Raw genomic sequence first — 13,388 nt, forward strand, 5'->3', positions numbered from 1 at the left:
TGAGACGCTTATCAGGAACGACGTCGTGACTTCGGTGGGGAGAGAATTTCGCTCAGGATATAAGCCTGGCGAAATGACTGTTTGTCCTTGAGTGCGTCGCGCAAAAGCTGGGCTGCCCCAATCCGCGGGCCAAGCTTGCTGCCTCCCGACCGGTTACCAAAAGTATCTGAAAAATGCTGGCCGACTTTACTGTCGATCTGGCTATGCACCCGGGACTGCATATGTTTCTTCTGAGTCTTTTCGATTCGATCACGCAGAGATCCGCCCAGTCGCTTCTGCCGCTTCTGCTCTTCCAGTTCGTTGCGCTCGCGATGGGTGACTTTTTTCTTCCTGGGCTTGGGCTCAGGAGGTTTGCTGGCGGCCTGCTGCATCTTCTGCTGATAACTACTCGAAGCTGACGGTAATGGTTTTCTCTGACGGCGCTGTCGACGCGGCGTCGAGGCAGCTGCTTCAATACCGTCATCCTCAAAGAAATCGATCTCGGTCGGTTCCGCTGCCCGGGTCTGCTGTGCGCGCGGTTCCTGTTTCTTAGCCTGCTGGGGATTCATCGCATCCTGCAGAAATTTTTCCAGCTCTTTCTGCAATTGGGCTTTCTCTTTAGCCTTGCCGGGCTGTGCTTTATTCTTCTCCTTGGCGGCATTCGCGATTGCACTGGCGGCACTGATCAGCAGAAACAGGATACCGATTACGGCGCCCACCCAGTCTGCTGCTAAGATCGGAAGATTCATAATTTACCCCAGTCGCTCTTTAATCCTGTCCAGTCGCATCAGCCTGGCTGTGAATCCCTTTCACAATCAAACACGGCTCATGCTTAGCTGGTTGTAGACGGTTCCCGTTCGGGAGTCCCGATCATGTCACGCATCTTGGTATCGGCCTGCACGTTTTTGAGCTCATAGTAATCCAGGATCCCGATTTTTCCGGAACGAAACGCCTCGGCGATCGCTTCGGGTACTTTGGCTTCTGCCAACACTACCTGAGCCCGGTTTTCCTGGGTCAACGCGACCATTTCCTGCTCGCGAGCCTTCTGTTCTGCACGCCTCTGTTCTGCTTTCGCCTGTGCCACCCGCATTTCCGCTTCAGCGTGATCCGCCTGCAACCGGGCTCCGATGTTCTCACCCACATCAATGTCTGCGATATCGATCGAAACAATTGTGTAAGCGGTCTGCTTTTCCAGACCTTCGTTCAATACGATCTGCGTAATCTTGTCCGGATTTTCCAGAACCTGCTCATAAGTAGCAGTCGAGCCGATGGCCTGCACAATCCCCTGCCCCACACGGGCGATGACGGTCTCTTCGGTTGCACCACCGACCAACTGTTTCAGGTTGGTTCGCACGGTAACCCGGGCCCGTACATTTAACTGAATTCCGTCCCCTGCCACTGCATCCAACGTGCTGTTGGTCTTCCGGGGATCAGGACAGTCAATCACCTTGGGATATACGCTCGTCCGCACCGCGTCTAAAATATCGCGGCCCGCCAGGTCGATCGCCTGGGCTGACTGCCAGTCCAGATCGATTTTCGCCCGCTGAGCGGCAATCAGAGCACGAATCACATTCGGCACATTCCCCCCCGCGAGATAATGGGCTTCCAGATCACGCGTCGAAATATCATACGACTTGGTGACCCCTGCCTGAATTGCCATGATTTTACTGCGGACAATAATGGTCGGGTTGACCTTACGAATCGTCATCATCAACAGGTCGAAGAAACCGATTTTGGCTTTCGTCAACTTACACTGAATCCACAAACCGGCAAACCGGGCAAACAACGCGAATATAAACAGCGCAAACAGAAAAACGACGATACCCACAATCCAGATGATAGTGGTGTTATCATCGGCCGCTAATAGATTCAAGGTGCTCATTCCTGCTTTCCTGTCCTGAGAAAAAGTAGATCCTGGTGTTGTTTGCTACGGCGGAACTCGACTCGGCAACCTGTCGGCTATCCGGATTTGGTCATTGTAGAGAATTTTCGGACTCGACTCCAGAGCCTGCTGATAGAATCAGGTTTCGGGAACCTCAAAATCGAAAGAACCATCAGCCAGCGATTCGCGTTTTGGAGCAGATTTTTCTTCTGTATCGGAACTCTCTTTGACGGGTTTCTGAACCATTTTCACGACCAGACGCGTCCCTTCCACGGCTATGATCTCCACATCCACACGCGGATCGATGATCATGCCCTGACTTTCACAGTGGTGCCGTTCATGGTCAACGATGACAAACCCACTGGGGTTCAAAAGAGTTTGCGTTTTTCCTGTTTTCCCAACTAATGACCGCAGATGATCGGTCTCGGCCTGGAAACCACTGACTTCTTCCAGGGTCGGTACTTCGTGAATGAACTTCTTGCCCCAGGCGGTATTCGGAAAGATTTTGACTGCCATGCCAATCGTTGTGGGTATCAGCACAATAATACTGGCGATATAAGTCCACCAGAAAGCGGGACTGGTTCCCCACCAGGCCATCCAGGCCCCCCAGAGCGAGGCAGCCATGCTCGACAATGCCAGCACGGCGATCAGCCCTCCCGAAGGAATGAAGATCTCAGCCACGAACATCATCAATGCTACGATCAAGCCCAGAATGGCAATCAGCGAATAATCCATCAGACCTCTCGACTCTCCTTGCGATCAGCTCACCCGACCTGGAATCCCGCAAAGAACAGCTGGGACCGGCAGGTGAATCACATGGGGCATCAATATCGTATGCCTGTGCCAGACAGCAGCTTACGACACCGCTGTCTTATTGTACCTGCTTTGATCGGCAAGACAAGACGCGAACGGAAATATCCCGCTCTACCAGCTGCGCGTATTCTCAGCGCAGCCGGGATTAGACAGACGAGGGCTCTGAAAACTGCTTATTTGTCACACAGCAGGGATTGGCAGGGAAAGCAGTACTGTGGATCAGGCTGGTCGCTCAGATCCACGATCCAGATGTTTCGAAAACGAACCGGATTCCGGTGATCCTGCAGCTTAATCGGATACAGTTCCGGTCCTTCCTGCTTACCACCGCCGGTCTTGGCGACAATCGCATAATCCTGGTGGACGGGAACCCCATTCAACAGCACGGTGATGTAAGCATCCTTGATCTTTTTTCCGTCCGCATCGAATTTGGGAGCAACAAAACCGATGTCATAAGTCTGCCAGGACAAAGGTGGAAAACACATGTTGATGCGGGGACGCTTCTGCTTGTACAGACCACCGCACTCGTTCTCAACCCCTTCCAGGCCGAATGAATCCAGCACCTGAACTTCGTAGCGACTCTGCAGATAAATCCCACTGTTGCTGCGTGCCTGTCCGACAGCGTAAGGCATGTAAGGCAGACGGAATTCAACATGCAGGCGATAGCTGCGATAGGTATGCTTGAACTCGGTTCCCTCTTTCAGCAGACCTCCGGGAGTGATCTCGCCCCCGGTCAGCTCATCCACAGAAGAACCATCGAAAATCACAGTGGCCCCCGGCGGTGGCGTTGCGCCCAGAGTCACACTGCTCCGCTGATATTTAGTCAGCTGGCCCAGCAGGTGTCCTCTGTGATCCAGAATTTCTACGGGACCATTCTTGTAAACCTGCAGCGTCAGGTCTTTTCCCTGCAGTGTCAGAACGTCCCCGTCCCGGGTTCCTTCCAGCTCTTCACGGGCAGAGAGGTCCCAGCCATTGCCGGGCAGTCCGCCCTGATAAAGCGAGGCGATGAAATGTCCATCACCGCGGGCGACCACCTGCAGCCCCAGGGCAGCGGAGCCACACCAGTTGCAGTCGGATCCGAGCGATCCATAGTATTCACCCTGATAGAAAAAATCATCGTCGACATTCTTCAGATCGACTACGGCATAGTTCTTGTCGCCTTTAGGGGCCTGAGCAAATGCTGCGGATGTCATCACGCAGCCTAAACAGCACAATCCTACGAACGCCTGACGCAACATTGATTCCCTATCCTCTCTATAAGCCATAGTCGAAATAGTCCGACCCTTTTATGTAAGCCCCCATTCTGAGGAGACTCACCCCGATTTGCAAGCCTTGAATTCAGGATTGGCTCATCTCTATCACGGCTCCTAAAGAGCAGTTCCGGTGTTAACGAACATTAACATTTCCGTGAACTCGAGGGTACGATCAGCAGGATTATGACGACAAAACGAACCGGTATGTTGTGACCTCACTTCATTTTTGGCACAATAGTTCAATAGTGCGATTCTGCAGGTCGTCGCTTGAGCCTGCTTCCCGCCGAAATCGGTTCTGCCCCGGCAGAGCCTGACCCACCCTGTCATGACTCTTGCAACACAGAAAAGATGACCTATGAGATACGCCGTTTATGGATTGGTTGTCATACTAATCGTTCTCCACCAGGACAACTGGCTCTGGGATGACAAAAGACTCATCTTCGGATTCATGCCGATCACCCTGCTCTACCAGGCAGGAATCTCTATCGGCGCCGCCATCGTCTGGTTTCTGGCGACCAAATTTGCCTGGCCTCACCATCTGGAAGAAATCGCCCAGGATTCCCCCGCCCCGGCACCTGCTCCCACAGCAGCCCTCAAATCTGCCCCAGAATCTGACCAGGAAACAGGAGACACAGAATAATGATTCAGTTGGTAATTATTGGAATCTACTTGAGTTTGCTGCTGTTTCTGGGCGTGTTCTCCAGTCGTCTGTTTAAAGGAACCAGTAAGGACTACATGCTCGCCAGTCATTCGATTGGCCCCTTTCTGCTTTTGATGTCGATCTTCGGCACCACGATGACCGCCTTCGCACTGGTCGGTTCCAGTGGGGAAGCCTACAAAGAAGGGGTCGGGGTCTACGGGATGCTCGCCTCTTCCAGCGGGATCATCCACTCGCTCTGCTTCTTCCTGCTCGGAATCAAACTCTGGTCCTGGGGACACAAATACGGTTATACCACCCAGATTCAGTTCTTCCGCGAACGTCTGGAAAGCGACAAGATCGGCGTGATCCTCTTCCCGATTCTCGTCGGCCTGGTAATCCCTTATCTGTTGATCGGCGTCATGTCTTCCGGCGTGGTCATCAGCAGTATTACGGAAGGTGCCTTCGACAGCGCCTTCGCCGCCTACGATTACGGCGTGCCCCCCTGGCTCGGTTCGCTGGTCATCAGCCTCGTCGTACTGATCTACGTCTTCTTTGGCGGGATGCGGGGAACCGCCTGGGCTAACACATTCCAGACCATCGTGTTCATGATACTCGGTGTCGTCACCTTCTTCGTCATCTCCACCAAACTGGGTGGCCTGCAGGCTGCCAGTGATGCGGTGCTCGAAAAGAACCCCTCGAAACTCATGCGGGCCGTCGATCCCAAAGACCGTGCCGCTTATGCGAAACGATATGAGACCTGGACCCTGATCGCCAAATACAATTACGCGACCCGCGTCCTCAAAACACTGACACTCACTCCCGAGCAGAAAGCCGCAGCTTACGAGGAATTCAAACCACGTATGCCCAACTGGCAGATGACCGCCGAAGCCGTCTACGCGGCCAAGAACGGTCTCTACGAACTGACCACCGAACAGACCAACAAAGCCCTGCTCAAACAGGACGACCGCGTCATGCCGGATCCCTTCCCCGAGAAGTGGACCACCGACCTGATGTCGCATCATGCCCTGCAGGAGTATCCGCGGAAAGCCAACGCGGAAGACGAACAGGCCATGCTGATCTTCGGCGATAAAATCGGCCATCCCAACCACGATCTGGATCCCAATGATCCTTCCAAGGGTAAAAAGTGGACGATCAAAAAAGCGCTCGGCGTCTATCGGGCCACCAACTGGGCTCCCGATGCACCACATCCGATGAGCAAGCTCGTCTTCTTCACTTACTTCTTCGTCCCCCTCTCGGTCGGGATGTTCCCCCACCTGTTCCAGCACTGGCTCACCGCCCGTTCTGCAGGGACGTTTAAACTTCCCGTGGTCGCACACCCGCTGTTCATCATGATTGTCTGGGTTCCCTGCGTTCTGGTCGGTGTCTGGGCAACCTCCGCCACCTTCAACGGGGCACCGCTCTTCCCGCCACACTTCCCCGCGAACGCGGTCCTCGCGGCGATGGTGAAGAAGATGACCTCCCCCGTTCTCGCCGGCTTCCTGACGGCAGGGATTCTGGCGGCCATCATGTCTTCGCTGGACAGTCAATTCCTCTGTATCGGCACCATGTTTACCGAAGACATTGTCGTGCATTACGGTGGAAAAGACCGTTTTACAGATAAACAGGTTGTCCTCATGGCCCGGACCTTTATTATTCTGGTGGTAGCGATCACCTACGGTTTCAGTCTGCTGGAGCCGCGGCGGGTCTTTACCCTGGGTGTCTGGTGCTTCAGTGGGTTTTCCAGCCTGTTCCCCATCATCTTTGCTGCGGTCTACTGGAAACGCCTCACCAAGCCCGGCGCTTATGCAGGTGTTCTGGTCGCCTTCGGTACCTGGCTCTACCTGTTTAAAGAAGCCGGTTACGCCTTGAAGCCGAACTACACCTTCCTGGGCATGATGCCGGTAGCCACCATGGTTGTCGCCTCCGCGGTCGCCATGATCCTGGTCTCCCTGGTCACCAGACCTCCCAGCAAGGAAACCCTCGTGCGGTTCTTCCCGGAAGACTGATTCGCCGGAACCGCCTGTAACAGGTTTTAATCTCACAGCAGACTGCAGGTTTAAGGCCGCAGTCTGCTGTTTTCTGATTTCTATTGAGAGATGCATGTCCTGCACTTTTAAAACAATTCGCCGTGTGGAATTTCACGAAACGGACATGGCCGGCATTGTCCACTTCTCCAACTTCTACAAATACATGGAACAGGCCGAGCACGAATACTATCGCTCACTCGGCATGACCATCGTCGATAAACAGCCCGACGGCTCCGTCATCGGCTGGCCGCGGGTCTCCGCCCAATGCTCGTTTGAATCTCCCGCTTTCTATGGTGATCTCCTCGAAATTCGTCTCACTATCGAACGGGTCGGCGTCAAATCGCTGACTATCGAATACGATTTCTGGCGGGACGAAACCAAAATCGCCAAAGGACGCATGAAAACCGTCTGCTGCCATTTCACGCATGGCGAACCGATGAAGTCCATCGAGATCCCCGAGTGGATTCAACAGAAAATTGAAGACTCACAGCATCCCACAACCTGACTCTTCCGGCAGGGACTGACATGAACGACGCTCCCGAGCAATTAGTTGTCCGCAACTTAACCAAACAGTTCACCCTCGCTGATGAATCGCTGTCGATTCTCGCCGGCGTGGATCTCACCCTCAACCGCGGCGAGGCACTCGCCATTACCGGCCCCTCCGGTTCCGGCAAGAGCACGCTGCTTTACATCCTCGGTGTGCTCGATCAGCCCACCGCGGGTGAAGTCATCCAGTTCAATCAGAATCCGTTCGTCCTCAGCGCCAAAGAACAGGCCGAGTTTCGCAACCAGAATATCGGTTTCATATTTCAGGACCATCACCTGATGCCTCAGTTCTCGGTTCTTGAAAATGTCCTGATTCCCACCATGGTTCACCAGGGATCATCCAGCGACGCTGAGGAACGTGCCCGTCACCTGCTGGAACGTGTCGGGCTCAAAGATCGACTCAATCATCGTCCCGCCCAGATTTCCGGAGGCGAACGCCAGCGGGTCGCAGTCTGCCGGGCGTTGATCAATAATCCGCGTCTGCTGCTCGCTGACGAACCCACGGGAAACCTGGACCGGGCCAATACCGAATCCATCGGCAAACTCCTGCTGGAGATCAACCAGGAACAGAACACCATTCTGATCTGCGTCACCCACAGCAGCGAACTGGCGGGCCTCTTTCCGCAACATCAAAGATTACGCGACGGTCTCCTCGTGACCGAATCGGTCTGAAATCGAATGTTCTAACTGCAGAAGAGTTCGAGTTATGAATCAAGCGCGCTTTGTCATCAAAAGTCTGACTTATCACTGGCGCACCAACCTCGCCGTACTCCTCGGAGTCATCGCGGCCACTGCTGTTATCGGCGGCGCCCTCATCGTCGGCGATTCCGTTCGCGCCAGCCTCAGACAGATGACGCTCGACCGTCTCGGCAAAATCGACTATGTCGTCTCCGGTCACCGCTTCTTCCGCGAACAGCTGGCCGACGATCTGCAGAAGTCCTCCGCTCTGCCGGAAAGCATCGAAACCATCGCACCAGCACTCGTGCTCCGTGGCGCGCTGGAAAAGAACCGGGAAGATCTGCACCTCCGCGTCGGTCAGGTCAACATCTTCGGCACCGATCAACGTCTCTGGTCGCTCCTCGATCACGGCGACATCCCCGCCCCGGAAGATGATCAGGCAATCCTCAACTCTCGTGTCGCAGAGCAGCTCGAAGCCTCCGTCGGCGATCAGATTACCCTCTGGATCGAACTCCCTTCCGCCATTCCCCGCGATTCGCTGCTGGGTGAGAAGGAAGAACAGTCGGTCGAAATCACCCTTACCGTCAGCCAGATTCTCGACGAAGACTCCAAGGCCGGCCGCCTCGCTCTGCTCCCCAATCAACAGCTCCCGCTCGACCTGTTTCTCTCGCTCGACACCCTGCAGGCCGCGCTCGACCTCGATGAGATCCAACCCTCTCGCCGCGATCCAAAACAACGGCCCGCGCGGGTCAACTCCCTCTTTTTCAGTTCCCACGCGGAATCGATCCCCGACTCCCCCCAGTCCCGCATCGTCGCCCAGGGCCTGGAAGCGGCTCTCAAACAGAGCCTCACACTCGCAGACCTGAACCTCAAAATCATTCCCCACAACGAACGGAACTACCTCTCGCTCGAAAGCGAGCAGATGATCCTCGACCCGCAGATCGAACAGGCCGGCCGCGAGGCTGCGAAAAAACTCGACGTCGCTACTTCGCCCGTCATGGTTTACATCGCCAATGAATTCAGTCCGCTGAAAACCGCTACCGGCGAGGAGAAAACGCCCTACTCCATGTATTCCATCGTCGCCGGTCTCGACTTCCCCGAGCAGCCACCGTTCGGCCCTTTTAAATTCATCGGCGCTAAACCAAAGCTTCCTCTCAAGGAAAACGAAATCGTCCTCAACGAATGGCTGGCCAGCGACCTTAAGACCAAAGTCGGCGATCAACTGCGGATGAAATACCACGTCGTCGGTTCCCGGGGAGAACTGCCGGAAGTCGAACAGACCTTCACCGTCGCCGGTATCGTCGCCCTCGATGGCACTCCCGCAGCCGACCGCAAGCTGACGCCCGACATGGAAGGCATCACCGATGCAGACACCTTCGGCGACTGGGAACAGCCCTTCCCCATGAAACTCGATAAAGTCACCGACCGCGACGAAGAATACTGGGACAAATATAAAGCCACTCCCAAAGCGTTCCTCGCCCTGGAAACAGCCCAGACGCTCTGGAACAGCCGCTACGGCACTTTGACATCGCTCCGCTTCGCAACCCTGCCCGACAAAAACACGGAGGAAACATCGTCCGCGTTCGCAGCGTCGCTGCTCAGCAATATCGACGTTCTCAAAATGGGACTCGCCGTCCAGCCCATCAAATTTCTCGGACTCGCTGCCGCGAGCGGAACCACCGATTTCAGTGGTCTGTTTATCGGTTTCAGCTTCTTCATCATCCTCTCGGCCATCATCCTCATTCGGCTACTGTTCAAGCTGGGCGTCGATCGTCGCGTCTCTTCTATCGGCCTGCTTTCCGCTATCGGCTTTACCCCCGCACAGGTCAGGCAGATCATTTTCAAGGAAGCCCTCCTCGTCATCCTCTCCGGAGGCATCCTCGGTATCCTGGCTGCTATCGGCTATGCATCGCTCATGCTGTATGGTCTCAGAACCTGGTGGATCGGCGCCATCGGCACCCGCTTCCTGTTCGTTGACCTGACTCCCCAGAGTCTCGCCATCGGCTTTCTGATCGCCGTCTTCTTCTCCGGCTTCGTGATCTGGAAATCGATGTCCGAACTGAAACAGATCTCGATCCGCGGCCTCCTCTCCGGCGTGAACAGTCCCGACCAGGAACCGGCCCGCGCCGCCAAACGCGTCGGCCTGACCTGGAAGATCTCCACGGTCCTCGCGCTCATTCTGGTTCTCGCCACCGTGACCGGAATCATTCCCAAACAGGAAGCCTTTTCCGGTTTCTCCCTGCAGACAGTCTGCTTCTTCCTGGTGGGAACGCTCTCGCTGGTCGCCAGCCTCAGCTTCCTCTCCAGTTTTCTCCGCACCGATTCCACCACACCCATTCAGGGGAACGGCGGCTTCGCACTGATGAAGCTCGGCTTCCGCAACGCCGGCCGCTTCCGTCAACGCAGCGTCCTTACCACCGCGCTCATCGCCTCGGCGACCTTCGTCCTTGTCTCCGTCGCCGCCGGACATCGTAACCCCGCCGTCGAAGAACCCGACAAAGACTCCGGTAACGGCGGCTTCACACTCGTCGCGGAAACCTCGTCCCCGCTGATCTTTGACCTCAACACAGTCGACGGTCGCGACAAAATGCTGGTCAACGCGCCCGACGATCCCGAAACGAAACGGCTGCTCAAGGAAATGCAGGCGATCCCCTTCCGCGTCAAACCGGGTGAGAACGCCAGCTGCCTGAATATCTATCAAACCACCGTCCCCACCATCCTCGGCGTACCGCAGGAACTCATCGAGCGGGGCGGCTTCAAATTCGCCGACACCCCGGGCGACAATCCCTGGGAACTGCTCAACCAGCCGCAGGAAGATGGTTCCATCCCCGCGCTGGGTGATATGAATACGCTCATGTACAGCCTCCATAAAGGCATCGGCGCCAGCGTCGGCATTCCTTCCGACGAACGGCCCGAACACGAATTGAAAATCAAAGGCATGTTCGATGGCAGTATCTTCCAAGGCGTGCTGCTCATCTCGGAGCAGCACTTCCAGCAACTGTTCCCCGAACAGGCCGGCTTCCAGTATTTCCTGATTGAAGTCCCCACGAAAGATGCCATGCAGCTCTCCTCCATCCTCGAGACCGGCCTCACCGAATATGGCTTCGATGCCGACCTCGTCGCCAATCGTCTTGCTGACTTTCTCGCCGTCCAGAACACGTACCTCTCCACCTTCCAGACACTGGGCGGCCTCGGTCTGCTGCTCGGCACCCTGGGGCTGGCGACCGTCATGCTGCGAAACGTCGTCGAGCGAAGAAGCGAACTGGCCCTGCTCCGCGCCGTCGGCATGACTGGCTCCAATGTCGCGTTGATCGTCCTCGCGGAGAACGCCTTCCTGCTGATCTGGGGACTCGCGTCCGGCATCATCTCGGCTCTGCTGGCCATGCTGCCACACCTGCTCTCCACCGGAGCGGATATCCCCTGGTTCAGCGGCATGCTGATCCTGCTCGCGGTGCTGATTACCGGTATGCTGTCTGCCTTTTTCGCAGTCCTCTCCGCGGTCCGGGCTCCCATCCTGGCGACACTGAGATCGCACTAAACACCGATAGAAACCCGCCTCTGGTGGGTGTGATTATTCCCAGCGGCGCGGCCGTGTCAACAACGGTTACCACCAACGGCTCACGATGCAGATTTGCGTTCCAGTACTTTGGCGACGATGTAGGCGAGAGTCCCTGCACTCACAGCAGACAGCACAACGGAAATCCCCAAAGATCCCCAGTCGCCCGCCGATTCTCGAAAGGCCTCACGAATCTCCCGGCTGACAACGAAACCGAAAAAGAGACCGATGGATAAAGCCACCATCTGATATTTGGGCACCGCCTGATTCTCACCAGCTTTGCGCTCTTCTGTTTCATTCGTCATCACAAACCCTCTCACTTCAGTCCGTCAAACGACACTCAGCTGTAAGTAATCCTAACACATCCCGATCACTGCACGAAACATTTTTTCATCACGGCGTCTGCACCACTGAACTTCCCGCACTCCCAGCTGAACAGACTCCCCTTGTTCCCAACCTGCCGAAGCGTATGCTGTTCCCTTTCTGGCTCGCGCGCGAGTCACGTCAACGTACACGGGAACATCAAACATCACTGTCTCAACAACACCTGAATCGCCATCGATTTTCACCCGGTTTTCATGGGAACAATTCGCACCGGTTCGCAATTTCCCCCTTAGGCAGCCAGTCCACAGCGGGACAAACGCCGGACAGATCGGGACAAAATCCGAGACACACCAGGACAAAATCCCGGACACAAGAGGACAAAATTCTGTCTTGACCCCCACGTGCCCTTCCACACAATCAGCCTCACTCCGGGAAACGGTTAATCGGCCCGGAAGCACTTTACAAAACCAGCAAGAGAAAAGGACCAGTTCCATCACAAACACTCAACGATCAATTCCACTAAACGTAGGGGCGACCCTGTGTGGTCGCCCGCCTCACGACAGCCCGCATGCTCTGATTCATGATGGGAATTCATAGAACACCCCCTCATGAGCGGTATGGCGCTAGCCACCGGTACTAAGGTACGCGTCAACCTTTTATACCGGCGGCTGGCGCCTTGCCGCTCACAGAATCGGGCGAGCCCGGTTGCCATCCGGGCCGAGCGCAGCGCGCAGGAGGTCGCAACAGCCTGACCCAACTCAAAACCGAATCTCCCAACAGCAAAGGATTCACCCATGACCGAACCCACAACTCCTCCCCGCAGATATCTCTCCCGAGACGAACAGACCGTCGTCGTCCGCCTCATCCAGAAAATGATCGCCCTCGGCAGATACGCGTCCGATATCAAAACCGCGATCGCCGCCCGTTACAATCTCAGCCGTCGCTCCGCCACACGCTATCTCCACCGTGCCCGCCGCGAAATGCAGGAATTCGTCGAACGCAAAGACGACGAACACCGCACCGATTCCTTTTACTTCTATCGCAGCATCATCGAAGACCCCGAATCATCCCGGCACGAACGCCTCCGCGCCTGCGAACGCATCGACAAACTCCTGGGCATCGAACTCACGGTCAAGTACACCCAGAGCAGAAACTTCAACAAGTCCATCGAGGAGATCGAGAACATGACCGACGAAGAGCTCAACGACTACTACAACAAGCTCAAGAAAAAATACAGCTGACCCAGATCCTAACCAAAGGCACCACCCAGGCGAGATACACCTGCCGCACCAGTGAAAACCAGGCATAAGGTTCAGATCCCCAGTTATGCCAGCTAATGTGCATAATGGGCTTTGTAACACGATTCGCAGATTCACCCACAAGGCTCTACAACAGACCTGCAGAAAACACAGCGCCAGCACAACAGACCCATTAGCCGCAGGGCGTTAGCCCCGGTTGAAACAACTTTGGTATGAACCGTTCAAATAAAAAACACAACCTGGCCATCACTTTCGTGTCTTTCGTGCTTTTCGTGGTAGTAAATTAATAATCAACCTGAACCGCAGCAACCAACGTACCATCTGCCCGAAGGCAGACATTGAGTGCCCGCCTGAAAGAATCCTCACATCACCTGGCGCATTCTTCACGGACTTTGACTATAAATATGTGATCACAAGCCACTTGAATACACAGA

General features: G+C 55.4%; 11 protein-coding genes. 6 read left to right on the forward strand and 5 right to left on the reverse strand.

The window, feature by feature from the left end; translation table 11 throughout:
- Positions 1-11: 11 nt before the first annotated feature.
- From FYZ48_RS05340 to FYZ48_RS05355, 4 genes are all read right to left on the reverse strand, one after another.
- A complete protein-coding gene (locus tag FYZ48_RS05340) occupies positions 12-728 on the reverse strand; it encodes a hypothetical protein (RefSeq protein ID WP_149338267.1) in 717 nt (238 codons plus the stop codon).
- 83 nt (positions 729-811) lie between these two features.
- A complete protein-coding gene (floA, locus tag FYZ48_RS05345; RefSeq protein ID WP_149338269.1) occupies positions 812-1,861 on the reverse strand; it encodes a flotillin-like protein FloA in 1,050 nt (349 codons plus the stop codon).
- Positions 1,862-1,999: 138 nt separating this feature from the next.
- Positions 2,000-2,596 (reverse strand): NfeD family protein, encoded by a 597-nt coding sequence (locus FYZ48_RS05350; RefSeq protein ID WP_149338271.1) that lies wholly within the window; start codon positions 2,594-2,596, stop codon positions 2,000-2,002.
- Positions 2,597-2,847: 251 nt separating this feature from the next.
- Positions 2,848-3,909, reverse strand: a complete 1,062-nt coding sequence (locus tag FYZ48_RS05355; RefSeq protein ID WP_149338273.1) for a 3-keto-disaccharide hydrolase — start codon at positions 3,907-3,909, stop codon at positions 2,848-2,850.
- 370 nt (positions 3,910-4,279) lie between these two features.
- Between FYZ48_RS05355 and FYZ48_RS05360 the strand changes: the two genes are divergently transcribed.
- From FYZ48_RS05360 to FYZ48_RS05380, 5 genes are all read left to right on the forward strand, one after another.
- Positions 4,280-4,564: a DUF3311 domain-containing protein gene (locus FYZ48_RS05360; RefSeq protein WP_145044813.1), complete on the forward strand. Its 285-nt coding sequence runs from the start codon at positions 4,280-4,282 to the stop codon at positions 4,562-4,564.
- A complete protein-coding gene (locus tag FYZ48_RS05365) occupies positions 4,564-6,570 on the forward strand; it encodes a sodium:solute symporter family protein (RefSeq protein WP_149338276.1) in 2,007 nt (668 codons plus the stop codon). The genes FYZ48_RS05360 and FYZ48_RS05365 overlap by 1 nt, the downstream gene beginning before the upstream one ends.
- A 94-nt stretch (positions 6,571-6,664) precedes the next feature.
- Positions 6,665-7,096, forward strand: coding sequence for an acyl-CoA thioesterase (locus tag FYZ48_RS05370; RefSeq protein WP_149338278.1), 432 nt, complete (start codon positions 6,665-6,667; stop codon positions 7,094-7,096).
- Between the two features lie 20 nt (positions 7,097-7,116).
- The gene (locus FYZ48_RS05375) at positions 7,117-7,809 is read left to right on the forward strand and encodes an ABC transporter ATP-binding protein (RefSeq protein WP_149338281.1); all 693 of its coding nucleotides are present in this window, start codon (positions 7,117-7,119) and stop codon (positions 7,807-7,809) included.
- 34 nt (positions 7,810-7,843) lie between these two features.
- The gene (locus tag FYZ48_RS05380) at positions 7,844-11,353 is read left to right on the forward strand and encodes an ABC transporter permease (RefSeq protein WP_149338283.1); all 3,510 of its coding nucleotides are present in this window, start codon (positions 7,844-7,846) and stop codon (positions 11,351-11,353) included.
- 80 nt (positions 11,354-11,433) lie between these two features.
- Here the strand turns inward: FYZ48_RS05380 and FYZ48_RS05385 are convergent, their stop codons facing one another.
- A complete protein-coding gene (locus FYZ48_RS05385) occupies positions 11,434-11,676 on the reverse strand; it encodes a hypothetical protein (protein WP_149338285.1) in 243 nt (80 codons plus the stop codon).
- Positions 11,677-12,489: 813 nt separating this feature from the next.
- Here FYZ48_RS05385 and FYZ48_RS05390 point away from each other — a divergent pair.
- The gene (locus FYZ48_RS05390; RefSeq protein ID WP_145192280.1) at positions 12,490-12,936 is read left to right on the forward strand and encodes a hypothetical protein; all 447 of its coding nucleotides are present in this window, start codon (positions 12,490-12,492) and stop codon (positions 12,934-12,936) included.
- Positions 12,937-13,388 lie beyond the last annotated feature (452 nt).

Origin of the sequence: Gimesia chilikensis, assembly GCF_008329715.1 — a bacterium.
GTDB lineage: Bacteria > Planctomycetota > Planctomycetia > Planctomycetales > Planctomycetaceae > Gimesia > Gimesia chilikensis.

Excerpts from the sequence above, each read along its gene's own strand:
- FYZ48_RS05340 (WP_149338267.1), bottom strand. The coding sequence starts at position 728 with ATGAATCTTCCGATCTTAGCAGCAGACTGGGTGGGCGCCGTAATCGGT.
- floA (WP_149338269.1), bottom strand. The coding sequence starts at position 1,861 with ATGAGCACCTTGAATCTATTAGCGGCCGATGATAACACCACTATCATC.
- FYZ48_RS05350 (WP_149338271.1), bottom strand. The coding sequence starts at position 2,596 with ATGGATTATTCGCTGATTGCCATTCTGGGCTTGATCGTAGCATTGATG.
- FYZ48_RS05355 (WP_149338273.1), bottom strand. The coding sequence starts at position 3,909 with ATGTTGCGTCAGGCGTTCGTAGGATTGTGCTGTTTAGGCTGCGTGATG.
- FYZ48_RS05360 (WP_145044813.1), top strand. The coding sequence starts at position 4,280 with ATGAGATACGCCGTTTATGGATTGGTTGTCATACTAATCGTTCTCCAC.
- FYZ48_RS05365 (WP_149338276.1), top strand. The coding sequence starts at position 4,564 with ATGATTCAGTTGGTAATTATTGGAATCTACTTGAGTTTGCTGCTGTTT.
- FYZ48_RS05370 (WP_149338278.1), top strand. The coding sequence starts at position 6,665 with ATGTCCTGCACTTTTAAAACAATTCGCCGTGTGGAATTTCACGAAACG.
- FYZ48_RS05375 (WP_149338281.1), top strand. The coding sequence starts at position 7,117 with ATGAACGACGCTCCCGAGCAATTAGTTGTCCGCAACTTAACCAAACAG.
- FYZ48_RS05380 (WP_149338283.1), top strand. The coding sequence starts at position 7,844 with ATGAATCAAGCGCGCTTTGTCATCAAAAGTCTGACTTATCACTGGCGC.
- FYZ48_RS05385 (WP_149338285.1), bottom strand. The coding sequence starts at position 11,676 with ATGACGAATGAAACAGAAGAGCGCAAAGCTGGTGAGAATCAGGCGGTG.
- FYZ48_RS05390 (WP_145192280.1), top strand. The coding sequence starts at position 12,490 with ATGACCGAACCCACAACTCCTCCCCGCAGATATCTCTCCCGAGACGAA.